Raw genomic sequence first — 25,065 nt, forward strand, 5'->3', positions numbered from 1 at the left:
GGACGTCACCAGCGGACGGGGACTTCGCGCAGGCCGCCGACGAGGAGGCCCTCCGTCTTGCGCAGGCCGGCGACGGGGACGGCCAGGCGCAGGGTGGGCACCCGGCGGAGCAGCGTCTCCAGGACCACCTGGAGTTCGGTACGGGCCAGGGCCTGGCCGAGACAGGAGTGCGGGCCCACGCCGAAGGCCAGGTGGGGGTTGGGGGTGCGGGCGAGGTCCATCGCGTCGGCGCCGGTGAACGCCCGCTCGTCACGGTTGGCGGCCGGCATGCTGCACACGACCGTGCTGCCCGCGGGGACGACCTGCCCGGCGATCTCGGCGTCCTCCCCGAGGTAACGCCGCAGGCCGAAGCCGAGGTTGGCGTCGAAGCGCAGGGACTCCTCGACGGCGGTGCGCACCAGCGACGGGTCGGCCAGCAGCCGCTCCCAGCGGCTCCGGTCGCCGAGCAGCAGGCCGGCCATCTTGCCGATCATGTTGGCGGTGGTCTCGTGGCCGGCGACGAGCAGGCCCATGCCGGTGGCGACGAGTTCGTCGTCGGTCGGTCCGCCCCCCTCTTCCTCGCCGTCGGTGATGAGGGTGCCGAGGAGGTCGTCGGTCGGGCGGGCCCGCTTGGCGGCGACGTGCCGGGCCATGTAGGCGGTGAACTCCCGCTGGGCGGTGGCGATCTCCTCGGCGGTGTAGCGGGTGACGCTCAGGAAGCTGTCGGACCAGTGGGAGAAGCGGTCCCGGTCCTCGGCGGGGACGCCGAGGAGGTCGCAGATGACGTGGACGGGGAGCGGGAAGCCGAGGCTCGCGCGCAGGTCGGCGGGGGCGCCCTGGGCGAGCATGGCGTCCACGAGGTCCTCGGCGAGGCGGGTCATGCCGGGGCGCAGCGCGGTCATCCGCTTGGCGGTGAAGTACTTGCCGACCCGGCGCCGCCAGCGCTGGTGCGGCTCGCCCCGGCCGGGGATCGCGACGGCCGCGCTGCCGGTGGCGGCGGCCCCGCCGGAGCCCTCGGGCGCCACCCGGGCGGCGCCGTCCCGCTCGGTGGGGCGGACGAACCGCGGGTCGGAGAGCAGGGTCCGGACATCGTCGTAGCGGGTCAGGTAGACCGCCGTGTCGCCGCTGGGCAGGGTGGCGTGGGCGACGGGGCAGCGGGCGCGCAGCTCCGCCCAGGCGGCGGGGGGATCGAGCGGGGTGTCGGTGGGCAGGGGCAGGCGCAGGTCCTGGTCGGCCATCGGGCGTCTCCTCGGACGAGGGGGTGGGGGGAGGTGCGCGAGGCGGAACTGGGGCACCGTTCGCTCATGTGGTGCGCCGTATGCACCGTACAAGAAAAGTGCATGATGCACGCCCGGGTGGACGCGCAACTGTCCTGTACTGTGCGGTCGGTTGACCCGAGGAGGACCCCGTGGACGCACGGCAGGCAGGCGGCCGTATCGAGCGTGAGCTGCTGATCCTCACCCGGCACCTGGAGCTGGCCTCCCCGCGCCGCGTCCGTGACGACGGCAGCGCCCTCGACCGCAGTGCCTACGTCCTGCTCAGCCGGCTGGAGGCGCAGGGGCCGATGTCCGTCCCCGACCTCGTCGACGCGTTCGGGCTGGCGCCCTCCACCTTCACCCGGCAGACCACGGCACTGCTCCGCGACGGCCTGGTGGAACGGACGCTGGACCCCCGGGGCGGCGTCGCCCGGAAGTTCCGGATCACCGACGAGGGACGCAGGCGGCTGCGCGCGGACCGGGACGCCATCGTCGCCGGGCTCACCGACGTCCTCGGCGACTGGCCGGCCGACCGGCTGCGGCGGTTCGTCATGGACCTCGAACGGTTCAACACCGACATCGAGGAGCGCACCGGCCGCCCCTGGCCCCGGTGACGCCCCTGGGTCCCCGGCCGCGCGGCCGGGGACCCGGGAAGTCCGGCGTACGGGCCGACGTACAGGGGGGAGCCGGGCGTGCGTGCTCCTACGCCCCGCCCTCCACCGTGAACCCGATGACCGAGCCGCCCCCCGCCCGCCGGTGGGCGAACGGCGCCCCGCCGTGCGCCAGCGCCACCTCTCGCACGATGGACAGGCCCAGGCCGGAGCCGGGGCGGGAGCGGGCCTCGGGCGCGCGGTAGAAGCGGTCGAAGACGCGGGCCAGGTCGTCCGCGGCGATCCCGGGGCCCCGGTCCCGCACCTCCACCCGGACCGGCCCGGCGGTCGCGGGGTGGCCGGACCGGGCGGTCCCCGCCGCCGGGCCGATGACCGCGACCTCGATCGGGGCGACCCCGTCCCGGTCGAACTTGGCGGCGTTCTCGACCAGGTTCGACAGCGCCCGGGTCAGCAGCGCCGTCCGCCCGTCCGCCGTGGTGTCGCCGCCGGTCAGCACGGTGATCTCGCGCGCGAACCGGCGCTGGGCCAGTGCGGCCACGTCGTACGCGATCTCCGCGAGGTCGACCCGCTGCGACGGCTCGGTGTCGGACTGGCCGGCCGCGAGGTCGACCAGCTCGTTGACCAGGTCCGTCAGCTCGCGGGCCTCCTGCCCCAGGTCCGCGACCAGTTCCTCACGTGCGGCGGGCGGCAGTTCGTCGATCCGCTTGAGCAGTGAGATGTTGGTCCGCAGGGAGGTCAGCGGCGTACGGAGTTCATGGCCCGCGTCCTGGATCAGGCGCCGCTGGTCCTCCTCCGACTGGGCGAGCCGGCCCAGCATCCGGTCGAAGGCGCGGCCGAGCCGGCCCACCTCGTCGTACCCGGTCACCGGCACCGGCACCTGGAGGCCGAGCCGGCGGGTGCGGGCGACGTCCTCGGCGGCAGAGGTCAGCGCGACGAGCCGTCCGGTGATGCGCCGGGCCAGCCACCAGCCGAACAGGCCCGCCGCGGTCACCGTCCCGGCCATCAGGACCAGCGACTGGCGTTGCAGCGCCCGCAGCAGGTCCTCGGTGTCGCTGAACTCCTGCGCCACCTGCACCGCGCCCCGGCCGCCGCCCAGCGCGACGGTGGCGATGCGGTACACGTCGTCGCCGACGTCGATGTCCTCGTGCTGCACCATCGTCCCGGACCGCGCGGCCCCGGCCGTCTCCCGGTCGGTGCGGGTCACCGGCAGCCGGGGGCGGGAGGCGTCGGTGACCGCGCCGTCCGCCCCGAGCACCTGCACGTCCGTGCGGGCCGGGCGGACGATGTCGTGGCCGGGCGCGGAGGAGGAGAAGTCGTCGGGGGTCATCCGCTGCTCGCGCACCTCGTCCCGCAGGTCCTGCACGATCTGCCCGAAGACGGTCTCCTGGTCGACCCGGACCAGCCGGGCGGCGGCGTTGTACGACAGCACCCCGATGAGGACGGTGACCACGGCGGTGACCGTCGCGAAGGAGACGGCGAAGGTGGTCCGCAGCGAGGTCAGCCGGGGCCGCCGCCCGGCGGCCGGCCGCTCGGAACCGCCGCCGGCACCGGCGGCGTCGTCGGCCACGGAACCGTCCGGGGCGCCACGCCCTCCCCCGGTGCCCCCGCCCCGGCCGGCGCCACGCCCTCCCTTGGTGCCCCCGCCCCGGCCGGCGTCACCGCCTCCGCCCGCGCCTCCGCCCCCGCCCGGCCGCTGCGCCCCCACTCAGTCCTCCCGCAGTACGTAGCCCACCCCGCGCACGGTCTGGATCAGCTGCGGCGCGTCCGGCTCGTCGAGCTTGCGGCGCAGATAGCCGACGTAGACGGCGAGGTTCTTCGAGCCGGGGCCGAAGTCGTAGCCCCAGATACGGTCGTAGATGGTGGCGTGGTCCAGGACGATGCCCGCGTTGCGGACCAGCAGTTCCAGCAGCTCGAACTCGGTCCGGGTCAGCTCCAGCTCCCGTTCGCCTCGCCAGGCCCGGCGGGCCTGCGGGTCCATGCGGAGCCCGGCCGCCTCCAGGTACCGCCCGGGGGCCGCGGCGTCGGGGGCGGGCTTCGGCAGGTCCCCCACCGCCCCGGCCAGGACGGCGGCGGCGCGGGTGCGGCGCAGCAGGGCGCGCAGCCGGGCGAAGACCTCCTCGACGTCGAAGGGCTTGACCACGTAGTCGTCGGCGCCCGCGTCCAGCCCGGCGATCCGGTCGGCGGTCTCCACCAGCGCCGTCAGCATCAGGATCGGGGTCGCGTCGCCCTCGGCGCGCAGCGCCCGGCAGACCTGGAGGCCGTCGACGCCCGGCATCATCACGTCCAGGACCAGCACGTCGGGCCGGTGGTAACGGGCCCTGGCCAGCGCGGTGGCGCCGTCGGCGACCGCGATGACCCGGTAGCCCTCCAGGGTGAGGGCGCGTTCCAGGGCGTTGCGGATGGCGCGGTCGTCCTCGGCGAGCAGGACCGTCCGCGGCTCCGCGGCCTGCGGCACGGTCGAGGGGGGCACGGCTGACTGGGGCACGCGTCCAGTCTGCCAAGGCGGCGGGCGGCGCACCGGGTCCGGGACCCCGGCGTCCGCCCTTCTTACTGGCCTCTCACCCGTCTCCCCCGCCGCTCACCCCGGCCGTCACTCACCGGCCGGCCGCAGCGCGGCGAGCCGCTGCTCGAAGGGGGTGACCTCCTCGAAGGAGTCCCGCCGGGGCGCCGGCACCGTGCTCGACAGCCCGGCCATCAGGGCGGCCAGCTCGTTCCCGGCCCGCTCGATCCGCCCGTCCAGCCCCTCGGCGCCCCAGTCCTCGGAGGCGGCGTACACCCCGGTCGGGACGACGATCGCCTTCAGATAGGAGAACAGCGGGCGCAGCGCGTGGTCGAGGACGAGGGAGTGCCGCCCGGTGCCGCCGGTCGCGGCGATCAGCACGGGCTTCCCGGTGAGCGCGTCGGGCTCGTTGACGCTCAGCGCGTCGAAGAACGACTTGAACAGCCCGCTGTACGACGCCGAGAACACCGGCGTGACCACGATCAGCCCGTCCGCCGCCGCCACCGACTCGAACGCCTGGGCCAGCTCCCCCTCGGGGAACCCGCTGGTGAAGGTGTGCGCGATCGGCACGGCGAGGTCGCGCAGCTCGATCACCTGCGTGTCGGCCGGCTGGGGCTCCGGCGCGGTGGCGGCCGGGGCGGCGACCGCGGCCAGGCGGTCGCCGAGCAGCCGGGTGGAGGACGGGACGCTCAGCCCCGCGGAGACGACGACGAGCTTCATTCCGAGGCCACCTTCTCCGAGATCCCGGCGGTGCCGGCGGTGCGGGCGAGCAGCGAGGCGTGGGTGGGCGCGTCCGGCACCCCGGCCGGCCGGTCCTTGGCGAATTCCTTGCGCAGCACCGGCACGACCTCCTCGCCGAGCAGGTCGAGCTGCTCCAGGACGGTCTTCAGCGGCAGCCCGGCGTGGTCCATCAGGAACAGCTGGCGCTGGTAGTCACCGGCGTACTCGCGGAAGGACAGCGTCTTCTCGATGACCTGCTGCGGGGAGCCGACGGTCAGCGGGGTCTGCTCGGTGAACTCCTCCAGCGACGGCCCGTGCCCGTAGACCGGGGCGACGTCGAAGTACGGCCGGAACTCGCGCACCGCGTCCTGGCTGTTCCGCCGCATGAACACCTGGCCGCCGAGCCCGACGATCGCCTGCTCCGGGGTGCCGTGCCCGTAGTGGGCGTAGCGGTTGCGGTACAGCTCGATCATCCGCTTGGTGTGGTCGGCCGGCCAGAAGATGTTGTTGTGGAAGAAGCCGTCGCCGTAGTACGCGGCCTGCTCGGCGATCTCCGGGGACCGGATGGAGCCGTGCCAGACGAACGGCGGTACGCCGTCCAGCGGGCGCGGCGTCGAGGTGAACTGCTGGAGCGGCGTGCGGAACTTGCCCTTCCAGGTCACCACGTCCTCGCGCCACAGGCGGTGCAGCAGGGCGTAGTTCTCGATGGCGAGGTTGATGCCCTCGCGGATGTCCTTGCCGAACCAGGGGTAGACCGGGCCGGTGTTGCCGCGGCCCATCATCAGGTCCATGCGCCCGTCGGCCAGGTGCTGGAGCATCGCGAAGTCCTCGGCGATCTTCACCGGGTCGTTGGTGGTGATCAGCGTGGTGGACGTCGAGAGGATCAGCTTCTCGGTGCGGGCCGCGATGTAGCCGAGCATGGTCGTCGGCGAGGACGGCACGAACGGCGGGTTGTGGTGCTCACCGGTCGCGAAGACGTCCAGGCCGACCTCCTCGGCCTTCAGCGCGATGGCGACCATGGCCTTGATGCGCTCAGCCTCGGTGGGCGTCCGGCCGGTGGTCGGGTCGGGGGTGACATCGCCGACGGTGAAGATGCCGAACTGCATGGTCGCTCAACCTCCAAGTTGTTGACCGTTCAACTATACCGCTGAACGACGACCCCGCCGACGTTATTCCGGTGACCCCCGCGACCCGTTCGCACAGCGCACGGCCTCGTGCCGCTCAGGGCACGGCACACACGCCCCGGCACCGCGCACGAGGCCGCCCGCGCGCTTCCCGCCCCGGCGCCGGACGCGAGACCGCCCGCGCGCTTGGCGCCCCTATGCCGGATACGCGACCACCCGCGCGCTCGGCGCCCCAGCGCCCGCTGCGCGACCGCCCGCACGCCTCACACCCCAGCGCCGGACGCGAAACCGCCCGCGCGCTTGGTGCCCCAGCGCCCGCTGCGCGACCGCCCGCACGCCTCACACCCCGGCGCCCGGTGCGAAGCTGCCCGCATGCTGATCCTCCGCTCCGCCGCCCTGTTCGCCGTCGCCGCGCTGTTCGAGATCGGCGGCGCCTGGCTCGTCTGGCAGGGCGTGCGCGAACACCGCGGCTGGCTCTGGGCGGCCGGTGGCGTCCTCGCCCTCGGCGCGTACGGCTTCGTCGCCACCTTCCAGCCCGACGCCCACTTCGGCCGCATCCTCGCCGCGTACGGCGGGATCTTCGTCGCCGGTTCGATCCTGTGGGGCGCGGTGGCCGACGGCTACCGCCCGGACCGCTGGGACATCGCGGGCGCGGCGGTCTGCCTGGCGGGGATGGCCCTGATCATGTACGCGCCCAGGGGCGACTGAGGACACCTGGGCGGGCCGGAAGGCGACGCGGGGCCGTGTCGGGACGCGGCTCCGCCGCGCGGGCGTGCCCGCCCCCGCACGACCCACGACCCGCGCCCGAGGGCGGCCCCCCGCCCCGCCTATCCTGGCGGCAGCCCACCTCCCCGCCCCAGGAGCCCCGATGTCCACCGCCCCCTCCACCCAGCCCGCGGCAGCGTCCCGCATCGCGATCGTCACCGGCGCCAGCAGCGGCATCGGCGCCGCCACCGCCCGGCAGCTCGCCGGGGCCGGCTACCGCGTGGTCCTGACCGCCCGCCGCAAGGACCGCGTCGAGGCCCTCGCCGAGGAGATCCGGGCGGCCGGAGGCCAGGCGACCGCGTACCCCCTCGACGTCACCGACCGCGCGGCGGTGGACGAGTTCGCGTCGGCCTTCAGGACCATCGGCGTCCTGGTGAACAACGCGGGCGGCGCGCTCGGCGCCGACCCGGTCGCCTCCGGGGACCCGGACGACTGGCGCCGCATGTACGAGACGAACGTCATCGGCACGCTCAACCTCACCCAGGCCCTCCTCCCCAAGCTGGAGGCGAGCGGCGACGGCACGGTCGTGGTCGTCTCCTCCACCGCGGGACACGGCACCTACGAGGGCGGCGCGGGCTATGTCGCCGCCAAGCACGGCGAGCACGTCCTCGCCGAGACCCTCCGCCTGGAGATCGTCGGCCGCCCGGTCCGGGTGATCGAGATCGCCCCCGGCATGGTGAAGACCGAGGAGTTCGCCCTGACCCGCTTCTCGGGCGACGCGGAGAAGGCCGCCAAGGTCTACCAGGGCGTGGCCGAGCCGCTGACCGCCGACGACGTCGCCGACACCATCACCTGGGCGGTCACCCGCCCCTCCCACGTCAACATCGACCTCCTGGTCGTCCGCCCCCGCGCCCAGGCGTCGAACACGAAGGTGCACCGGGAGGGGTGACGGCACCCATCACTCGCAGGAGTGAACGACGTCGATCAAACGGAACGACCGCCGGGACCGGCTGCGAGGCATCATCGACGCCGACGGTTCAGTCGGCTTCACGGGAAAAGGACCGCCGTTCGTCTCACTGACGACCGCCGGCACGGCTCTCGCGCCCTTCTGGTGCGACCATGCCAGGGAGGTCACCGGGCTGGAGCGCACGGCCAGGCCCCAACGGCCGCCGGCTCACTCGCCGTATGGCGACGCCCGGCGGACATGCGGCCCGCCCGCACGGCACGTGGCTGGAACGAAACCGAGGGCCGCATCCTGTTGAGGCTCAACAGCCCGACAGCCTCCGCCGAGGCGCTCGGCAGAACTCCACAGAGCCGCAACCTGCGCATGCGGCGTCTGCGCTCGGGCCAGGTACCCATGCCGAGTGGGCAGTGACTCACTGATCGAGGTCCCTTGTCCGCCTCAAGGACAAGGAACCTCTTGTCAGCCCTTCACGCACACGAACTGCTTCAGTCTCGCCACGACCTCGACGAGATCACGCTGCTGTTCCATCACCTGGTCGATGTTCTTGTAAGCGCCCGGGATCTCGTCCAGCACACCGGAGTCCTTACGGCACTCCACACCACGGGTCTGCTCTTCCAGGTCCCGCACGGTGAAGCGCCGCTTGGCCGCGTTACGGCTCATGCGCCGACCGGCCCCGTGCGAGGCCGAATTGAACGCCTTCTCGTTACCGAGGCCCTTCACGATGTACGAGCTGGTGCCCATGGAACCCGGGATGATCCCGTACTCACCGGAGCCGGCCCGGATCGCGCCCTTGCGGGTCACGAGCAGGTCCATCCCCTCGTACCGCTCCTCCGCCACGTAGTTGTGATGGCAGGAGATCTCCTGCTCGAAGACCGGCTTCGCCTTGCGGAACTCCTTGCGGACCACGTCCTTCAGGAGCGCCATCATGATGGAGCGGTTGTACTTGGCGTACTCCTGCGCCCAGTACAGATCATTTCTGTACGCCGCCATCTGTGGCGTGTCCGATATGAAGACGGCGAGGTCACGGTCGACCAGACCCTGATTGTGCGGCAGCCCCCGGGCCACACCGATGTGGTGCTCGGCCAGCTCCTTGCCGATGTTCCGCGACCCGGAGTGCAGCATGAGCCAGACCGAATCCGACTGATCAAGACAAAGTTCGATCATGTGGTTGCCGCTGCCCAGCGTCCCCATCTGCTTCTCCGCCCGGTCATGACGGAACCGGACCGCCTCGGCGACCCCGCCGAAACGCCCCCAGAAGTCGTCCCAGCCGCCGGTCGCGAACCCGTGCAGCCGGCCGGGGTCCACCGGGTCGCCGTGCATGCCCCGGCCCACCGGGATCGCCTGCTCGATCCGCGACCGCAGCCGGGACAGGTCGCCCGGCAGGTCGTTCGCGGTCAGGGACGTCCTCACCGCCGACATCCCGCAGCCGATGTCCACGCCCACCGCCGCCGGGCACACCGCGTCCCGCAGGGCGATCACGGAGCCGACCGTCGCACCCTTGCCGTAGTGCACGTCCGGCATCACCGCCAGGCCCTCGATCCAGGGCAGCGTCGCGACGTTCCGCAGCTGCCGCATCGCGCCGTCCTCGACCGTCGCCGGGTCGGCCCACATGCGGATCGGCACCCGCGCGCCCGGTACCTCCACGTACGTCATGACGTCCTCGTTCCCCCGAAGCCAGCAGGAAGACAGCAGAAGACCGCGCAAGGCGGCATGAAGCGAACAAAAAGAAAGAGCGCAAAAAACGGCACCAGTACCCACGAAAGGGATCTCGGACCGGCGTCCGCGGCAGCGCGTGCGATACACATGGTGCCCAGGACCCACCCCCGCGCGGCAACCGAATAACCAGCGGGGACACTGAAGGCCCCACCGCCACCGGACCCACCGTCGAGAGGAGCCGACCGTGCAGCGGAAGGCGTACGTTTCCGGCACCGTCGCCCTCCTCGCGGCGCTGCTGGCCGGCTGCACCGGCGGTTCGGACGGCGGCACGACGGACGACTCCAACCCGGGCGGCTCCGGCACCGCCTCGCCCGCCGCCCAGCCCGGCCGGTACCGCACGCTCCCCGAGCCGTGCTCGGCGGTCGGCGAGGACTCCCTGGACTCGCTCCTGCCCGGCATCGCCGAGATCACGGACGAGGAGCAGCGCGCCAGGGCCTACGAGGGCGAGGCGACCCTCACCTACGACAACGACCGCAAGGTCGGCTGCCGTTGGAAGGTCGACTCGGCGGACGCCACCGACCACCTCTTCGTCGACCTGGAGCGCGTGGTGTCGTACGACAACTCGGTCAGCGACGACAGCCAGGCGCGGGAGCTGTTCGCGACGAAGACGGAGGACGCGGACCTCCCCGAACCGATCACGACCGAGACGGAGACGCGGACACAGTCGGAGACCGGGACCGGCGCCGGGGACCGGCCGGCGTCCGGGACGCCCTCCCCCACCGGCTCCCCGACCGCCTCCGCGTCCCCCTCCTCCGGTACCTCCGGCGCCTCCGCCACCGCGCCCTCCTCGGGCGGCGCCTCCTCCGCCACGGCCGGCGCCACCCCCACCGCCCTCCAGCCTCGGCTGCTGGACGGCCTGGGTGACGATGCGTTCCTCGACGACGAGCTGAGCAGTTCCGGTTCGACGGCCCAGCGGCGCACGGTGACTGTGGCGTTCCGCACGTCGAACGTCATCGTGACCGTCGAGTACACCGAGCAGCCCGCCGTGCTCGGCGTCGTCCCCGACAGCGAGGAAATGCAGGACAAGGCCCGGAAACTGGCGTCCCGGCTGGCCGATTCACTGGGCGGCTGACGCCCGTTCGGCGCCGGCCGCGCGCGTCCGTGAAGCTTCCGGAAAGGAACCGCGCGGTTTCGGTACCGCGTACCGTGGCCCACCGGACCCGTTCCGAACGCCAGAACCATACGTGTCATGAGTGAAGGAACCATGCAGCGACGAGTGCAGCGAGACCAGCCCGGACCGCGTGTGCGGCGAGAGAGGCGTCTGAGCCGCGTCCTGGTCGGCGCGGCCGCCCTCCCCGTGATGCTGGTCGCCGCGGGCTGCTCCTCCGACTCCGGCTCCGGCTCCGACGAGGGCAAGTCCGCCGACACGGCGGCCTCGGCCTCCGCGTCGGCGTCCGCCAGCCCGTCCCCGACGGTGCAGGCGGCGGCGTACGGCGAACTGCCGGAGCCGTGCGGGGTGTTGGCCAAGAAGACCCTGAAGGATCTCGTACCGGAGGCGAAGTCCGGCAAGGAGGGCTCCTCCTCCGACACCGCCACCCGCGCCAGTTGCTCCTGGGACAGCCTGGACAACAACGGCGTCAAGGGCTCGCAGTACCGATGGCTCAATGTCTCCCTGCTGCGCTTCGAGTCGGACACCGCGCGCGGCGCGGGCGACGACCTGGCCCACGACTACCTGGTCAAGCAGCTCGAGGACGCCCAGGCCACGGACGGCGCGAAGGACCTCCAGGTGGACCCGTTCGCCGGGGCGGGCGACGAGGCGCAGATCGTGCGGTACGAGCTGAAGAAGAAGGAAGGCACCTTCAAGCAGCAGACGGCCGTCGCCCGCGTCGAGAACGTCGTCGTCACCGTGGACTACAACGGCGCCGGTCTGGCCGGCGACGAGGCCCCCGACGCCAAGGGCCTGGTGACGGACGCGAAGCGGGCGGCCGAGGAAGTGGTGGCCGCGGTGTCGGCCGCCAACGGCGCGGGCGCCTCGCCCTCCGGGAGCGCCTCGAAGGACGCCTCCGCGAGCGCCACGGACGACGCCACGAAGGACGACGGTTCCTCGGACGCCGGTTCGGACGACGCCGAGGACTCCGACTCCCCGCAGTCGAAGTCCTCGGCGTCCGCGCGCAAGAGCTGACGCGCCGGAGCCCGGCGAAGGGCCCGAAGGGGGCATTCCCCACCGGCCACCCGTCCGTCCGTACACATGTGCCACCCTGTAGCGCGCAACAACAGGCACTGGGAGGGGAGTACGGGTGGCCGCGCCACTTCAGCTGACACGGATGCACCGCGTTCTCATCGGAGTCGTCGTCTTCGGTGCCGTCGTCATCGCGGGGATCGGTTTCGCCGGCTCGTACGCGGCCGTGCTCGACCTGGCCATGGAGAAGGGCTTCGGGAGGTTCAGCTACGTCTTCCCGATCGGCATCGACATGGGCATCTGCGTCCTGCTCGCCCTCGACCTCCTGCTGACCTGGATCCGCATACCGTTCCCGCTGCTGCGCCAGACGGCGTGGGTGCTGACGGCGGCGACGATCGCGTTCAACGGCGCGGCGGCCTGGCCGGACCCGCTGGGCGTGGGCATGCACGCGGTGATCCCCGTGCTGTTCGTGGTGTCCGTCGAGGCCGCCCGGCACGCCATCGGCCGGATCGCGGACATCACCGCCGACAAGCACATGGAGGGCGTCCGCCTCACCCGCTGGCTGCTCTCCCCGGTCCCGACCTTCCTGCTGTGGCGCCGGATGAAGCTGTGGGAGCTGCGCTCCTACGACCAGGTCATCAAGCTGGAGCAGGAACGTCTCGTCTACCAGGCCCGGCTCCGTTCCCGCTTCGGCCGCGCCTGGCGCCGCAAGGCCCCGGTGGAGTCCCTGATGCCGCTGCGCCTGGCCCGGTACGGCGTCCCGCTGGCGGAGACCGCCCCCTCGGGCCTGGCGGCGGCCGGCATCGAACCGGCCCTGCTCCCGCCGGCGCCCCGGCCGGCCGAGTCCGCCGCGGTGCCGGCCGGGCCCGCCGTCGAGCAGCGCCGCGAGCTGTCCGGCCCGCCCGGACCGTCGCGACCCGGACCGTCGCAGCCCGGACCGTCGCAGCCCGGACCGTCGCAACCCGGACCGCAGGAGTCTCAGCAGCCCCCGCAGCCGCCCGTGGAGCCGGACGAGAGCAGCCCGTGGTTCAAGACGCCGCGCCAGGTCGAGTACCAGGGCGGCTACGACCCGACGTACGACCCGGCCGAGCAGTACGCCCACTGGTACGAGGAGCAGCAGCAGGCGGACGAGTACCGGGAGCAGTACGAGGAGGAGCCGCCGCCGGAGTTCTCCCCGGAGGAGACCGGCGGTTTCCCCATCCCGGTGTCGCCGGGCCGCACCCGTGAGCTGGGCGAGGGCGGCGGCACCCCGGCCGAGGAGCCGACGGAGGAGGACTACTACCAGGTCTTCAAGAAGTCGATCCCCGGCGGCGGCTACCCGACGGCGCGTGAGTTCGGCGAGAACGTGGAGGCGGAGTTCGGCCGGACGCTTCCCGCGGACGAGGCCAAGCGCATGGTCAACCGCTTCACCAACCGCTACAACGCGGAGCTGGAGGAGGACCACATCGCCTGAGCGGTACGAGACGCGCGCGAGGGCCCCCGGCCGTGGCCGGGGGCCCTCGGTGTGTCCGGTTACGCGGCGCCGAGCAGGTGCCGGACCCGCTCCTGGCCGACCGCCAGCAGCAGCGTCGGCAGCCGGGGGCCGGTGTCGCGGCCGACGAGCAGCCGGTAGAGCAGGGCGAAGAAGGTCCGCTGGGCGGTCTTGATCTCCGGCGGCAGCTCCTTGGGCGTGGCGTCGGCGGAGAAGCCGGCCTGGACCTTGGGCACGCCGTAGACGAGGTGGGTGAGCCCGTCCAGGGACCAGTGCTCGGCGAGGCCGTCGAGCAGCAGCCGTACCGAACCGGCGGACGCCTCGTCGAGGGAGGCCAGCAGCTCGGTGTCGGGCTGCTCCCGGACGATGGTGCGCTGGTCGGCGGGGACGTGGGTGTTGATCCACGCCTCGGCCTTGTCGTACCGGGGGCGGGCCTCGTCCAGGGAGGTCAGCGGGTGGGACGGGTCCAGCTCGCTGAGGATGCGCAGCGCCTGGTCGGCGTGGCCGGCGGTGATGTCGGCGACGGAGGCGAGCGTGCGGTACGGCAGCGGGCGGGGCGTCCGCGGCAGGTCACCGGCGGCGGTGCGCACGGCCCGGGAGTGCGCGGCGGCGTCGGCCGGGAGGGCGCTGCCGTCGGCGACCTTGGCGTCCAGCCGGTCCCACTCGTCGTAGAGCCGCTGGATCTCCTGGTCGAAGGCGATCTTGAAGGACTGGTTGGGCCTGCGGCGGGCGTAGAGCCAGCGCAGCAGCTGCGGCTCCATGATCTTCAGGGCGTCGCCGGGGGTGGGCACCCCGCCCTTGGACGAGGACATCTTGGCCATGCCGCTGATGCCGACGAAGGCGTACATCGGGCCGATGGGCTGCTTGCCGCCGAAGATGCCGACGATCTGCCCGCCGACCTGGAACGACGACCCCGGCGAGGAGTGGTCCACGCCGCTGGGCTCGAAGACGACGCCCTCGTAGGCCCAGCGCATGGGCCAGTCGACCTTCCAGACCAGCTTGCCCCGGTTGAACTCGCTGAGCCGGACCGTCTCGCCGAAGCCGCAGGCGGTGCAGGTGTACGTCAGCTCGGTGGTGTCGTCGTCGTAGGCGGTGACGGTGGTCAGGTCCTTCTCGCAGTTGCCGCAGTACGGCTTGTACGGGAAGTACCCGGCGGAGCCGGAGCTGCCGTCGTCCTCGGCCGCGGCGCCGGAGCCCTCCTCGGCCTCCAGCTCGGCGGCGTCGGCCGCCTTCTGCTGGGCCTTCCTGGCCTTCGGCTTGGTGCGGTACTGGGCGAGGATCGCGTCGATGTCCGCGCGGTGCCGCATGGCGTGCAGGATCTGCTCCCGGTAGACCCCGGAGGTGTACTGCGCGGTCTGGCTGATGCCGTCGAACTCGACGCCCAGCTCGCCGAGCGCCTCGATCATGGCCGCCTTGAAGTGCTCGGCCCAGTTCGGGTACGCCGAGCCGGCGGGGGCCGGGACGGAGGTCAGCGGCTTGCCGATGTGCTCGGCCCAGGAGGTGTCGGTGCCGGGCACCCCGTTCGGGACCTTGCGGTAGCGGTCGTAGTCGTCCCAGGAGATGAGGTGCCGCACCTCGTACCCGCGGCGGCGGATCTCGTCGGCGACCAGGTGCGGGGTCATGACCTCGCGGAGGTTGCCCAGGTGGATGGGGCCGGACGGGGAGAGGCCGGACGCGACGACGACCGGTTTGCCCGGGGCACGGCGCTCCGACTCGGCGATGACCTCGTCCGCGAAACGGGAGACCCAGTCGGCGGTCTCTGTGCTCTGAGCCACGATCGGCACGTCCTTCTTTCCTGCACGGGGTGGGCGAGAGGGGTGACAGTCCATTCTCACAGACCGGCTCACGCTCGGGAAAACGGCTTTGCCCCCCCATGAGAGACTGGGACGGTCTATCGATCCCCACGAGGAGAACGGCACCCCTTCCTATGGCCTCGGTCACGTCCCTCAGCGACTCCGTCCACCAGCAGCTCGCGTCCGCCCTGTCGGCCACCCGGCCCGACGCCGCCGGCGCGGACCCGCTGCTGCGACGCAGTGACCGGGCGGACTACCAGGCCAACGGCATCCTGGCGCTGGCGAAGAAGGCGAAGGCCAACCCCCGGGAGCTGGCCGCCGAGGTCGTCGCCCACGTCACCACCGGCGAGCTGATCGCGGATGTCGAGGTCTCCGGCCCCGGCTTCCTCAACATCACGGTCGCCGACCGGGCGATCACCGGGAACCTCGCCGCGCGGTACGCGGACGACACCGGCCGCCTCGGCGTGCCGCTCGCCGCGGAGCCGGGCACCACGGTCATCGACTACGCCCAGCCCAACGTGGCCAAGGAGATGCACGTCGGCCACCTGCGCTCCGCGGTGATCGGCGACGCGGTCCGCCAGCTCCTGGAGTTCACCGGCGAGACGGTGGTCCGGCGCCACCACATCGGCGACTGGGGCACCCAGTTCGGCATGCTCATCCAGTACCTGGACGAGCACCCGCACGAGCTGGACCACTCCGGCGGCGAGGTGAGCGGCGAGGAGGCGATGTCCAACCTGGACCGCCTCTACAAGGCCGCGCGGAAGCTGTTCGACTCCGACGAGGAATTCAAGACGCGGGCCCGGCGGCGGGTGGTCGACCTCCAGGCCGGGGACCCGCACACGCTCGCCATGTGGCAGAAGTTCGTGGACGAGTCGAAGATCTACTTCTTCTCCGTCTTCGAGAAGCTCGACATGGAGATCCGCGACCCCGACATCGTCGGCGAGTCCGGGTACAACGACATGCTCGCGGAGACCTGCCGCCTCCTGGAGGAGCGGGGCGTGGCGGTCCGCTCCGAGGGCGCGCTCTGCGTCTTCTTCGACGACGTCAAGGGCCCGGACGGCAAGCCGGTCCCGCTGATCGTGCAGAAGTCGGACGGCGGTTACGGCTACGCGGCCACCGACCTCTCCGCGATCCGCAACCGCGTCTTCGACCTGAAGGCGGACACGCTCCTGTACGTGGTCGACGCCCGCCAGTCCCTGCACTTCAAGATGGTCTTCGAGACCGCCCGCCGGGCCGGCTGGCTCAACGACGACGTGCAGGCCGTGCAGCTCGCCTTCGGCACCGTGCTCGGCAAGGACGGCAAGCCGTTCAAGACCCGGGCCGGGGAGACGGTCCGCCTGGTCGACCTCCTCGACGAGGCGGTCGACCGCGCCAGCGCCGTCGTACGGGAGAAGGCGCGCGACCTGTCCGAGGAGGAGATCACCGAGCGCGGCACCCAGGTGGGCATCGGCGCGGTGAAGTACGCGGACCTGTCGACGTCGGCGAACCGGGACTACAAGTTCGACCTGGACCAGATGGTCTCGCTCAACGGCGACACGTCCGTCTACCTCCAGTACGCCTACGCCCGCATCCGCTCCATCCTGCGCAAGGCGGGCGACGTCCGCCCCGCCGCCCGCCCCGAGCTGCCCCTGCACGAGGCCGAGCGGGCGCTGGGCCTGCACCTGGACGCCTTCGCCGAGCAGGTGACGGAGGCGGCCCGCGAGTACGCCCCGCACAAGCTGACCGCGTACCTGTACCAGCTCGCGTCCCTGTACACGACGTTCTACGACAAGTGCCCGGTCCTGAAGGCCGCGACGCCGGAGCAGATGGCCAACCGCCTGTTCCTGTGCGACATCACGGCCCGCACCCTGCACCAGGGCATGGCCCTGCTGGGGATCAGGACGCCGGAGCGGCTCTGACCGCTCCTCAGGCGTAGTACCGGATGGTGCCGCGCAGTCCGGCGTCGCTGGTCCCGCAGTGCTGCTCGAACCTCGCGGCGAACGCCGTGACGGTCCCCGCGTCGTCCCGCACCAGCTTGAGGATGGTCAGGGTGCCGGTGGTCGTGGCGCACGCGCGCCCGTTGCCGGACACCCCGAAGCCGGCCACGCCCTCGGTGTCGGTGCCGCCGACGGGGTAGGTCCGCCCGGCCTCGAACTGCTCGCCGGTGGGCGGGGTCATGAGGGCGGAGTAGCTCTCCCGGTTGCCCTCGACGTTGTACTGCAGGCCCCGGCCGCCGGCCCAGGGGCGCAGGCCGAAGATGCTCGTCGCCCCGGTGTGGTCACCGCTCGCGCCCCGGGCGACGAAATCGTCGGGGTCGCTGGTGTAGGTGTAGGACAGCGGGAAGGCGCGGTACTTGACGACGCCCTTGAGCGCCGGTGCCGTGGCGCTGTCGCAGCGCTGGGTGTACGTGGCGTCCAGCACGGTGACGGCGCCGGACTCGTCGGTCTCGATCTGGTTGACGGCGAACCGGCCGTAGACGTCGTCGCAGCTGCGGCCCTCCCCGTAGACGTCCAGTCCCGGAGCACGGCCGGTACGCAGCGGCGTCCGCTCGACGTCCCGGTAGACACCGGGGCGCAGTCTCTCTCCCTTGGGCGCGGCGAGGGAGACCTCCCACCAGGTGAGGTCCTCCGCGCTCTCCGCCCAGACACGCAGGCGCAGCTGCCCGGCGTCGCCGGTGACCGCGATCTCCGCCGTGTCGGGTGTGTAGGCGGCCGTGCCGCCCTGCCCGATGTAGTCGCCGGCCTCGCTGGTGTGGCTGTACTCGGTGACGGCGACCGGGGCGCCGGCGTCCGCCTGCGCCGGTGCCGCGTGGGCCGGTGCCGCCAGGGCCGTGGTCAGGCCGATCGTCGCCGTCAGGCCCGCCAGCGTGCCGAGCACCGCCCGCCCCCGTCCCGTACGCGTCCGCGTCCGCACGACTGTCTCCCCCTCCTGAGACGGGCGTCCCGGAAGACGCCCGAACCGGTGTCGCACAACGCCCAGTTGGCTATCCCCAGGCGCCCCGCGCAAACCTCTGGAGCCACAGGTTCCGCATGGCCTCCCCACAGCCGTCCCGCACCGGTTGTCAGTGGCTCCCCCTACAGTCACGGACATGGCGACCCTTCCCAACCCGCTGCCCGGACTGGCAACCGACCCGAGCGGCCGTTCGCTGGGCCTCCGGCTCCCGCCCGGCAGGCTGATCGACACCACGGTCGACGGCCCCTGGCCCGAGCCGCTGCTGTGGCACGCCGGGCAGTCGGCCTCCCCCGGCACCTGGGCGGCGCTGGGCGGCCCCGCCCGCCGTGCGGGCCTCCTCCCGGTCCTCGTCGACCTGGGCGACGGCGGCCCCGCCGCCTGGGAGCTGGCACCGGCCGAGATGTCGTACCCGGGGGACCACGACGCGCGGGAACTGCTCGCGGAGTACGCGGAGCGGGTCGGTGCCCTGGGAACGACCGGGGACGGGGAGCGGCCCGGTCCGGCCCCGGCCGCCACGCTCACCGCCGACCCGGCCCGCCGCGCGGCCGAGACCGCCGACGCGCTGGCCGAGAGCCGCGCCCCCTTGGCCCGGCCCCACCTGGCCCTGGTCCCGGCCCGCCGCAGCGCCGACATCCCGGCCGCGATCGGCTGGGGCGGCCCGGCCGACGAGGACACCGGCCGGCTCGGCGCGGTGCTGCGCTCCTGGGAGGACCGCTTCGGCATACGCGTCGTCGCCCTCGGTTACGCCCACCTGCTGCTCTCCGTCGCGGCCCCGCCCACGACGCCGGCCCACGCCCGCGCCGTGGCCGCCGAGCACCTGGCCCTCAGCCCGGACACCGTCCACCAGGGCGGCGCCGTGTCGCTGGACGCCTACGCGGAACAGCATGTCCTCGACCGGACGTCGTGGCACTTCTGGTGGGAGTAGGGGCCGGCCGCCCGGACCGGCCGCGGACGCGGGGCCTGACCGCCCGCCGCCCGCAGCCCCTCCCCCAGCCTCCGCAGCCCTTCCGCGATCGCGTCCGGCCGCTGCGTCACGAAGCACAGCCGCATCGTCGACCGGTCGGGCTCACCGGCGTGGAAGGGCGCCCCGGGCACGTACGCCACGTCGTGCCGGACCACCTCCGGGAGCAGCGCGCTCGTGTCGTACGACGCCGGCAGCCGCACCCACAGGAACATGCCGCCCTCCGGCCGCGTCCACCGCGACCCGGCGGGCAGCGCCTCGGCCAGCCCGGCCAGCATGGCGTCCCGGCGCTCCCCGTAGGCCCGCGCGACCCGGCGGACGTGGGCGTCCAGGTCCCGGTCGGCGAGGTACCGGGCGGCGGCGAGCTGGTTGACGGTCGGGGTGTGCAGGTCGGCGGCCTGCTTGGCCACCGCGCAGGCCCGGCGCAGCGGGGCCGGGGCGCGCAGCCAGCCCAGCCGCAGCCCCGGCGCCATCACCTTGGAGAAGGAGCCGAGCAGCACGGTCCGGTCCCGGGCCGCCTCGTAGGAGGCGATCCACGGCACCCGCTCGCCCTCGAACCGCAGCTCCCCGTAGGGGTCGTCCTCGACGATCCACAGCCCGTGCCGGGCGGCGGCCTCGGCCACGGCGGCCCGCCGCCCGGCGGACATGGTGCGGCCGGTGGGGTTCTGGAAGGTGGGCACGGTGTAGAACAGCTTGGGCCGCTCCCGCACCACCAGGTCGGCCAGCGCCTGCGGGTCCGGTCCCCGCTCGTCCCCGGGGACGGCGACCACCCGGGCGCCCGCGAACCGGAAGGACTGGAGCGCGGCGAGGTAGCAGGGGTCCTCGACCAGCACCGTGTCGCCCGGTTCGAGCAGGGCGGTGGCCAGCAGCGACAGGGCCTGCTGCGAACCGGTGGTGACGAGCAGGTCGTCCGCCTCCGTGGCCACCCCGCGTGCCGAGGTGCGCTCCGCGAGCGCGGCCCGCAGTTCGGGTTCGCCCTCGGTCGTGGCGTACTGCAGCGCCCTGCCGGGCAGCTCCGCGAGGACCGCCCGGTAGGCGGCGGCGATCCCTTCCGCGTCGAACAGCTCGGGGTCCGGCAGCCCGCCCGCGAAGTTGACGACCTCGGGACGGGCGGTGACGGCGAGGATGTCCCGTACCGGCGAACCGCCGGCCGACCGGGTCCGCGCGGCGAGCGGCGGCGGGGGAGCGGGGGACGCGGCGGGCACGGAGGCGGGCTCGGTGACGGTCATGACCGCACCCTAGAGAGATACATGCTGTCTGCAAGCAGCTTTCCGGCATACGGACCCGGGCCGGCCCGCGCCGGCCCGGTCACCGCGCGCGGCACGCCGGCCCGTCACCCCTCCTGATATTCCTCCCACCCGCTGCCGCCCAGCGGCCAGCCGTAGTAGTCGGTGCCCGAGGCGCTGGTCCGGAACGGCTTGCCGTGGTCGTCGATCCGGATCGTGCCGTGCCGCGACCCGCTCGACCAGTCCAGCTCCAGCTGCCAGCGCACGTCGTGCCCGTTGGTGTGCGCGTTGACGTAGAACACCTCGGGGTCGGACTCGCTCACCTTGTACGGGAAGCCCCGCTGCCCGTTGACCGGCGTGGCCAGCGGATTGCCCAGGTCCAGGGAGACGTCGAAGGACTTGGTGCCGACCCCGCCCCCGCAGCCGACGCCCATCGCGTACTCGTTCCAGCCCAGCGGGGCACCGCTGCCGACGACCCGGACGTGCAGGGCCTCCAGCACGACCGTCTCCTCGCCCGTGCCCTGCACGGTGAGGGCGACCTGCTGCCGGTCGGCGGCGACGCCCCCGAGCGCGGTGACCCAGCCGACCGCGTCCTGCTGCGGGGGCGGCTCGTTCACGTTGCCCGGGCTGCGGTCGATCAGGAAGTTCTGCTCGCAGGGCACGTCCCAGTAGTACGGGGTGGTCTGCACGGTGACCGGGACGGCGTCCACCGCCGGGGCGGACGCCGCCCCGGCGGCCTTGGCGCTCCTGCTCGCGCCGGCCCGGGGCCCGGCGCCCTTCCCGGCCTCGGTCCTGGCGCTGCCACTGGGGGTCGCGCTCACGCTCGTCCGGGCGCCGGCGGACGCCGACCGGGTGGGGGCGGCCTCCGATGCGGAGGGAGCGGTGGAGACGCTCGCCCCCACGGTGTCGGCCGAGCCGTCCCCGCTCCCCCCGTCCGGGAGCAGCGCGACGACGAGCGCGACGGCGGCGGCCAGCCCGACGCCCGTACCGGTGTACACCGCCCGCTTCCTGGAACGCCGCCGGGGCTCCGCATCACCCCCGTCACCACCCACCACGGTGACCTCGGCGTCGTCGGCCTCCCCGGTCGCTCCGGCCTCACGGCCCTCACCGGCCTCATCGGGCTGACCGGCCTCACCGGCCTCATCGAGCTGACCGGCCTCATCGGTCCGAGCGGCGGCCTCACCAGCTCCCGCAGCACCAACGGCCCCGACCGGTCCCTCGTCGGCCCCCTCCCCCTTGACCCCCCGCAACGCATCCGCCCGGATCCACCGCCGATGAAGCTCCAGCAGCTCCTCCGGGGTCGCCCGGCACAGCCGCGCGAGCCGTTCGACGGGCCCGAACTCCGCCGGTACGACCTCCCCCTTCACGTACCGGTGAAGCGTCGACGCGCTCATGTGCAGCCGCTTGCCGAGCGCCCCGTAGCTGAGCCCCGAGCGCTCCTTCAGCTCCCGCAGCAGTCCCGCGAAATCGTCCGCCGCCACTGTTTCTCCCACTCCCCTTGTCCCCGCACCGCGTCCCAGACCGAAGACGTTCCCCCTGGTCAGGGTGGTTCCAACCATCCCAGCGTCCCGGGTGTGCCGCCGATGCTGGCGGCCGGGACGCCCGCTGCCGCAGGCTGGGATCAGTCAAGCAGCCGCTCCCGGCACCGGTCGAGCGGCGCCACTCCCACCCACCTGTGAAGGGGCTCACCCATGTCCGCACGCACCACCCGTGTCCGTCTGTTCGCCGCCGCCACCGTCGCGCTGGCCGCGCTCTCCCTGACGGCCTGCGAGGACGGCTCGGCCACCGGCGTCCGCGACTCCTCCACCGCTCCGGTGGCCGCCGAGCAGAGCGCGCGGCCGGAGCAGAAGGACCAGCGGGACCAGCAGGCCGGCGGTACGGACACGACCGCGACCACCGCGCGGGACGGCTCCTCCACCACCGGCTCCCAGGCGGCCCCGGACGGCGACGGCGGCGACGAGCTGCCCGGCGACTGCTCCGCCGAGGACGTGGAGATCACCGCGACCGAGGTGCCCCGCCCGATCAACCACCTGCTGCTGACCGCCACCAACACCGGGGCGAAGACCTGCGCGCTGCCCGCCTACCCGGCGGCCAGGTTCGGCGAGGCGCAGTCCGTGCCGCCGGTCGTCGAGACCAGCAAGCCGCAGTCGCTGACCATGCTGGAGCCGGGCGGGTCCGGTTACGCGGGCGTCCTGCTCTCGGCCGGCGACGGCAGCGCCGGCAACGGCAGCACGGTCACGTCCCTCACGGTCCCCTTCGACGACGGCTCCGTCGCCACGGTCGGCCTGCCCGCCGACGGCGTGTACGTCGACGACTCCCTGAAGGTCACCTACTGGCTGACCGACCGGAGCACGGCCCTGACCTACTGAGGGTGCTCAGCGCAGCGTGCGCGCGACCTCCACGGCCCAGTACGTCAGGATGGTGCGCGCCCCGGCCCGCTTGATGCCGGTCAGCGTCTCCAGGATCGCCCGGTCCCGGTCGATCCAGCCCTTCTCCGCGGCGGCCTCGATCATCGAGTACTCCCCGGAGATCTGGTAGGCGGCGACCGGCACGTCCACGGCCTCCGCCACCTTCGCCACGATGTCGAGGTAGGGCCCGGCCGGCTTGACCATCACCATGTCGGCGCCCTCCTCCAGGTCCAGCGCCAGCTCCCGCAGGGACTCCCGCGCGTTGGCCGCGTCCTGCTGGTACGTCTTGCGGTCCCCCTGGAGCGAGGACCCGACGGCCTCCCGGAACGGCCCGTAGAACGCGGACGCGTACTTGGCGGTGTACGCGAGGATCGCGACGTCCTCCCGGCCGATCTGGTCGAGGGCGTCCCGGACGACCCCGATCTGCCCGTCCATCATCCCGCTCGGCCCGACGACGTGCGCGCCCGCGTCGGCCTGCACCTGGGCCATCTCGGCGTACCGCTCCAGGGTGGCGTCGTTGTCGACCCGCCCCTGCTCGTCGAGGACGCCGCAGTGCCCGTGGTCGGTGAACTCGTCGAGGCACAGGTCGGACATGACCAGCAGCTCGTCCCCGACCTCGGCCCGCACGTCCCGCAGCGCCACCTGGAGGATGCCCTCCGGATCGGTCCCGGCGGTCCCGAGGCCGTCCTTCTTCTCCTCCTCGGGCACGCCGAACAGCATGATCCCGGAGATCCCCGCCTCCACCGCCTCGGCGGCGGCCTTCTTCAGGGAGTCCCGGGTGTGCTGCACGACCCCCGGCATCGCCGCGATCGGCACCGGCTCGGAGACGCCCTCCCGCACGAACGCCGGAAGGATGAGATCGGCGGGATGCAGCCGCGTCTCGGCGACCATCCGACGCATCACGGGGGTGGTCCGCAGCCGCCGGGGCCGGCTTCCGGGAAAGCTTCCATACGTCGACATACCACCTACGCTACGCCCGCCCCGCCGATGCCTTTGCCGACGCCGAGTCGGCCGCCGGGGCCACCGCACCGGCCGTGGGGCGCCGGTGCGTTCAGCCGGTGGGAGTGCCGACCTGGTCGCGTTCGAGTGCGGAGCGCAGCCGGCGGAGGGCCCGGGCGGCGGCTGCCGTCGCGGACCGGTCGAGGGCGCCTTCGACCAACTCGCTCAGGCCCGCGGTGAAAGTGGCCTCGGCGGCATCGAGGAGCCGCGAGCCGTCGTCGGTCAGCGCCAGGAGCGAGGACCTGCGGTCCGCCGGGTTGGTCCGGCGGACGATCCATCCCTGCTTCTCCAGGCGGTCGGCGCTCTTGCTGGTCGCGCCGGCGCCGATGGCGAACTCCGCGGCGAGGTCGGCCACCCGGGCCCCCGGGTGCTCGCGCAGGAACCGCAGGAACTCGAACTGCGACGTCACGATCCCGTGCCGCTCGCGCAGGCGGTCGTTCAGCGCGTTGTACAGACGCGTCTCGCAGCGGACGAGGTCCGCGAAGAATCCCTGGAGGTCGGCGACGTCGCCCGATTTATATTCCACGGCATATAGTGTAGAGGCATCCATTCCGTAGGAGGAAGCAGATGAGCAAGGAACAGCTCGCCAGGGTGGAAGCGATGCTCCGCCGGCCCCGGCCCGAGGGCCGGCCCTCCATCGAGGAACTGCGCGCCGGATTCAGGGCACTCATGGACACGATGATCGTGCCGGACGACGTCCGCACCACCCGGACCGCGCTCGGCGGCCGGCCCGCCCTCCACGTCACTCCGGACAAGGACGCGCGTCCGGGCACGATCCTGTACTTCCACGGTGGCGGCTTCGTCTCCGGCTCCCCCGAGACCACGCTGTCACTGACCGCGCAGCTCGTCTCGAAGACCGGGTTCGACTCGTACTCGGTGGACTACCGGCTCGCCCCCGAGCACCCGTTCCCGGCCGGCCTGGAAGACAACCTGAGCGCTTACCGCGCCCTCCTCGACAGCGGCCTCGACCCGTCCGCCCTCGCGTTCGCCGGGGACTCCGCCGGGGGCGGCTACTCGGTCACCACCGCCCTGGCCGCACGCGACGCCGGGCTGCCGCTGCCCGCCGCGATCGTGGCCTTCTCCCCGGGCCTGGACGCCACCCGGACCGGGGAGAGCATGACGACCAAGGACGGCATCGACCCGGTCTTCACCCGCGAGGCCGTGCTGCACACCGGGGCCATGTACCTCGCCGGTCAGAACCCCGAGCAACCCCTGCTCAGTCCGGCCCTGTTCGCCGATCTGACCGGCTTCCCCCCGCTGCTCGTCCAGGTGGGCACCGACGAGATACTCCTCGACGACTCCACCCGCCTCGCCGCCCGCGCGCGCGACGCCGGAGTCGACGTCATCCTCGACGTCACCGCCGACGCCCCCCACGTCTTCCAGGCCTTCGCCGGCGGCACCCTCGACGAGGCCGACCGGGCACTCGACCGCGCCGCCCTCTTCCTCACCCAGCACATCGCCACCCCCTGACCTGACCCTCGCGCCCCCCCCTGACGCGACCGGCCCGAAGCTGGAGTGGGACGACAAGCAGCTACCGCTCGGACGACGGTCCATCCCGCGCCGAGAGGGCGAAAGGCCCCGC

The 25,065-nt window shown here is 73.1% G+C and carries 22 protein-coding genes; 10 read left to right on the plus strand and 12 right to left on the minus strand.

Annotated features, from left to right (window positions below):
• Positions 1 to 5 precede the first annotated feature (5 nt).
• Complete coding sequence (locus Sdagh_RS17060) at positions 6 to 1,217, minus strand: cytochrome P450 (protein WP_190011338.1); 1,212 nt, start codon at positions 1,215 to 1,217, stop codon at positions 6 to 8.
• A 170-nt stretch (positions 1,218 to 1,387) separates the two neighbouring features.
• On the opposite strand from Sdagh_RS17060, the gene Sdagh_RS17065 reads away from it, so the two are divergent.
• Positions 1,388 to 1,849: a MarR family winged helix-turn-helix transcriptional regulator gene (locus tag Sdagh_RS17065; RefSeq protein WP_189424608.1), complete on the plus strand. Its 462-nt coding sequence runs from the start codon at positions 1,388 to 1,390 to the stop codon at positions 1,847 to 1,849.
• Between the two features lie 88 nt (positions 1,850 to 1,937).
• Here the strand turns inward: Sdagh_RS17065 and Sdagh_RS17070 are convergent, their stop codons facing one another.
• The 4 genes from Sdagh_RS17070 to Sdagh_RS17085 all read right to left on the minus strand — a co-directional run bounded on the left by Sdagh_RS17070 (position 1,938) and on the right by Sdagh_RS17085 (position 6,172).
• Positions 1,938 to 3,413 (minus strand): sensor histidine kinase, encoded by a 1,476-nt coding sequence (locus Sdagh_RS17070; RefSeq protein WP_190011337.1) that lies wholly within the window; start codon positions 3,411 to 3,413, stop codon positions 1,938 to 1,940.
• A gap of 138 nt (positions 3,414 to 3,551) precedes the next feature.
• Positions 3,552 to 4,331, minus strand: coding sequence for a response regulator transcription factor (locus tag Sdagh_RS17075; protein ID WP_226535242.1), 780 nt, complete (start codon positions 4,329 to 4,331; stop codon positions 3,552 to 3,554).
• 105 nt (positions 4,332 to 4,436) lie between these two features.
• The gene (locus Sdagh_RS17080; RefSeq protein WP_189424603.1) at positions 4,437 to 5,066 is read right to left on the minus strand and encodes an FMN reductase; all 630 of its coding nucleotides are present in this window, start codon (positions 5,064 to 5,066) and stop codon (positions 4,437 to 4,439) included.
• Positions 5,063 to 6,172 (minus strand): LLM class flavin-dependent oxidoreductase, encoded by a 1,110-nt coding sequence (locus Sdagh_RS17085; RefSeq protein WP_189424601.1) that lies wholly within the window; start codon positions 6,170 to 6,172, stop codon positions 5,063 to 5,065. The genes Sdagh_RS17080 and Sdagh_RS17085 overlap by 4 nt, the downstream gene beginning before the upstream one ends.
• Before the next feature lie 390 nt (positions 6,173 to 6,562).
• Here Sdagh_RS17085 and Sdagh_RS17090 point away from each other — a divergent pair, with 390 nt between their 5' ends.
• Both Sdagh_RS17090 and Sdagh_RS17095 read left to right on the plus strand, forming a co-directional pair.
• Positions 6,563 to 6,898, plus strand: a complete 336-nt coding sequence (locus Sdagh_RS17090; protein WP_189424599.1) for a YnfA family protein — start codon at positions 6,563 to 6,565, stop codon at positions 6,896 to 6,898.
• 160 nt (positions 6,899 to 7,058) lie between these two features.
• On the plus strand, positions 7,059 to 7,844 hold the full coding sequence (locus tag Sdagh_RS17095; protein ID WP_190077906.1) for an SDR family NAD(P)-dependent oxidoreductase: 786 nt from the start codon (positions 7,059 to 7,061) through the stop codon (positions 7,842 to 7,844).
• Positions 7,845 to 8,318: 474 nt separating this feature from the next.
• On the opposite strand, the gene Sdagh_RS17100 is transcribed toward Sdagh_RS17095, so the two are convergent.
• The gene (locus Sdagh_RS17100) at positions 8,319 to 9,512 is read right to left on the minus strand and encodes an RtcB family protein (RefSeq protein WP_189424595.1); all 1,194 of its coding nucleotides are present in this window, start codon (positions 9,510 to 9,512) and stop codon (positions 8,319 to 8,321) included.
• A gap of 247 nt (positions 9,513 to 9,759) precedes the next feature.
• Here Sdagh_RS17100 and Sdagh_RS17105 point away from each other — a divergent pair, with 247 nt between their 5' ends.
• The 3 genes from Sdagh_RS17105 to Sdagh_RS17115 all read left to right on the plus strand — a co-directional run bounded on the left by Sdagh_RS17105 (position 9,760) and on the right by Sdagh_RS17115 (position 13,147).
• On the plus strand, positions 9,760 to 10,647 hold the full coding sequence (locus tag Sdagh_RS17105) for a DUF3558 domain-containing protein (RefSeq protein WP_190077905.1): 888 nt from the start codon (positions 9,760 to 9,762) through the stop codon (positions 10,645 to 10,647).
• Positions 10,648 to 10,779: 132 nt separating this feature from the next.
• On the plus strand, positions 10,780 to 11,697 hold the full coding sequence (locus Sdagh_RS17110; protein WP_190077904.1) for a DUF3558 family protein: 918 nt from the start codon (positions 10,780 to 10,782) through the stop codon (positions 11,695 to 11,697).
• A 115-nt stretch (positions 11,698 to 11,812) separates the two neighbouring features.
• Positions 11,813 to 13,147: a DUF2637 domain-containing protein gene (locus Sdagh_RS17115; protein WP_190077903.1), complete on the plus strand. Its 1,335-nt coding sequence runs from the start codon at positions 11,813 to 11,815 to the stop codon at positions 13,145 to 13,147.
• A 59-nt stretch (positions 13,148 to 13,206) separates the two neighbouring features.
• Here Sdagh_RS17115 and lysS read toward each other — a convergent pair whose 3' ends face one another.
• A complete protein-coding gene (gene lysS / locus Sdagh_RS17120) occupies positions 13,207 to 14,949 on the minus strand; it encodes a lysine--tRNA ligase (protein WP_190077902.1) in 1,743 nt (580 codons plus the stop codon).
• A 143-nt stretch (positions 14,950 to 15,092) separates the two neighbouring features.
• Here lysS and argS point away from each other — a divergent pair, with 143 nt between their 5' ends.
• On the plus strand, positions 15,093 to 16,856 hold the full coding sequence (gene argS, locus Sdagh_RS17125; protein ID WP_189424585.1) for an arginine--tRNA ligase: 1,764 nt from the start codon (positions 15,093 to 15,095) through the stop codon (positions 16,854 to 16,856).
• 7 nt (positions 16,857 to 16,863) lie between these two features.
• Here the strand turns inward: argS and Sdagh_RS17130 are convergent, their stop codons facing one another.
• On the minus strand, positions 16,864 to 17,850 hold the full coding sequence (locus Sdagh_RS17130) for a hypothetical protein (protein ID WP_189424583.1): 987 nt from the start codon (positions 17,848 to 17,850) through the stop codon (positions 16,864 to 16,866).
• Positions 17,851 to 18,025: 175 nt separating this feature from the next.
• On the opposite strand from Sdagh_RS17130, the gene Sdagh_RS17135 reads away from it, so the two are divergent.
• Complete coding sequence (locus tag Sdagh_RS17135) at positions 18,026 to 18,814, plus strand: DUF4253 domain-containing protein (RefSeq protein WP_190077901.1); 789 nt, start codon at positions 18,026 to 18,028, stop codon at positions 18,812 to 18,814.
• On the opposite strand, the gene Sdagh_RS17140 is transcribed toward Sdagh_RS17135, so the two are convergent.
• Positions 18,760 to 20,079 (minus strand): aminotransferase-like domain-containing protein, encoded by a 1,320-nt coding sequence (locus Sdagh_RS17140; protein ID WP_190077900.1) that lies wholly within the window; start codon positions 20,077 to 20,079, stop codon positions 18,760 to 18,762. The genes Sdagh_RS17135 and Sdagh_RS17140 overlap by 55 nt on opposite strands.
• Before the next feature lie 104 nt (positions 20,080 to 20,183).
• Entirely contained in the window at positions 20,184 to 21,557 is a 1,374-nt protein-coding gene (locus tag Sdagh_RS17145; RefSeq protein ID WP_190077939.1) for a helix-turn-helix domain-containing protein, read from the minus strand.
• Positions 21,558 to 21,767: 210 nt separating this feature from the next.
• Here Sdagh_RS17145 and Sdagh_RS17150 point away from each other — a divergent pair, with 210 nt between their 5' ends.
• Entirely contained in the window at positions 21,768 to 22,445 is a 678-nt protein-coding gene (locus tag Sdagh_RS17150) for a DUF4232 domain-containing protein (RefSeq protein ID WP_190077899.1), read from the plus strand.
• Between the two features lie 6 nt (positions 22,446 to 22,451).
• Here the strand turns inward: Sdagh_RS17150 and hemB are convergent, their stop codons facing one another.
• Positions 22,452 to 23,444, minus strand: a complete 993-nt coding sequence (gene hemB / locus Sdagh_RS17155) for a porphobilinogen synthase (RefSeq protein WP_189424574.1) — start codon at positions 23,442 to 23,444, stop codon at positions 22,452 to 22,454.
• 91 nt (positions 23,445 to 23,535) lie between these two features.
• Positions 23,536 to 24,009: a MarR family winged helix-turn-helix transcriptional regulator gene (locus Sdagh_RS17160; RefSeq protein ID WP_226535244.1), complete on the minus strand. Its 474-nt coding sequence runs from the start codon at positions 24,007 to 24,009 to the stop codon at positions 23,536 to 23,538.
• Between the two features lie 41 nt (positions 24,010 to 24,050).
• Between Sdagh_RS17160 and Sdagh_RS17165 the strand changes: the two genes are divergently transcribed.
• The gene (locus tag Sdagh_RS17165) at positions 24,051 to 24,953 is read left to right on the plus strand and encodes an alpha/beta hydrolase (protein WP_189424570.1); all 903 of its coding nucleotides are present in this window, start codon (positions 24,051 to 24,053) and stop codon (positions 24,951 to 24,953) included.
• Positions 24,954 to 25,065: the final 112 nt, after the last annotated feature.

It is taken from the genome of Streptomyces daghestanicus (assembly GCF_020521275.1).
Classification (GTDB): domain Bacteria; phylum Actinomycetota; class Actinomycetes; order Streptomycetales; family Streptomycetaceae; genus Streptomyces; species Streptomyces griseoviridis.

What these genes read in the sequence shown, in the direction of transcription:
- Sdagh_RS17090 (WP_189424599.1), top strand. Translation starts at nt 6,563, where the DNA reads ATGCTGATCCTCCGCTCCGCCGCCCTGTTCGCCGTCGCCGCGCTGTTC.
- Sdagh_RS17140 (WP_190077900.1), bottom strand. Translation starts at nt 20,079, where the DNA reads ATGACCGTCACCGAGCCCGCCTCCGTGCCCGCCGCGTCCCCCGCTCCC.
- Sdagh_RS17095 (WP_190077906.1), top strand. Translation starts at nt 7,059, where the DNA reads ATGTCCACCGCCCCCTCCACCCAGCCCGCGGCAGCGTCCCGCATCGCG.
- Sdagh_RS17080 (WP_189424603.1), bottom strand. Translation starts at nt 5,066, where the DNA reads ATGAAGCTCGTCGTCGTCTCCGCGGGGCTGAGCGTCCCGTCCTCCACC.
- Sdagh_RS17110 (WP_190077904.1), top strand. Translation starts at nt 10,780, where the DNA reads ATGCAGCGACGAGTGCAGCGAGACCAGCCCGGACCGCGTGTGCGGCGA.
- Sdagh_RS17100 (WP_189424595.1), bottom strand. Translation starts at nt 9,512, where the DNA reads ATGACGTACGTGGAGGTACCGGGCGCGCGGGTGCCGATCCGCATGTGG.
- Sdagh_RS17135 (WP_190077901.1), top strand. Translation starts at nt 18,026, where the DNA reads ATGGCGACCCTTCCCAACCCGCTGCCCGGACTGGCAACCGACCCGAGC.
- argS (WP_189424585.1), top strand. Translation starts at nt 15,093, where the DNA reads ATGGCCTCGGTCACGTCCCTCAGCGACTCCGTCCACCAGCAGCTCGCG.
- Sdagh_RS17150 (WP_190077899.1), top strand. Translation starts at nt 21,768, where the DNA reads ATGTCCGCACGCACCACCCGTGTCCGTCTGTTCGCCGCCGCCACCGTC.
- Sdagh_RS17085 (WP_189424601.1), bottom strand. Translation starts at nt 6,172, where the DNA reads ATGCAGTTCGGCATCTTCACCGTCGGCGATGTCACCCCCGACCCGACC.
- Sdagh_RS17165 (WP_189424570.1), top strand. Translation starts at nt 24,051, where the DNA reads ATGAGCAAGGAACAGCTCGCCAGGGTGGAAGCGATGCTCCGCCGGCCC.
- hemB (WP_189424574.1), bottom strand. Translation starts at nt 23,444, where the DNA reads ATGTCGACGTATGGAAGCTTTCCCGGAAGCCGGCCCCGGCGGCTGCGG.
- Sdagh_RS17060 (WP_190011338.1), bottom strand. Translation starts at nt 1,217, where the DNA reads ATGGCCGACCAGGACCTGCGCCTGCCCCTGCCCACCGACACCCCGCTC.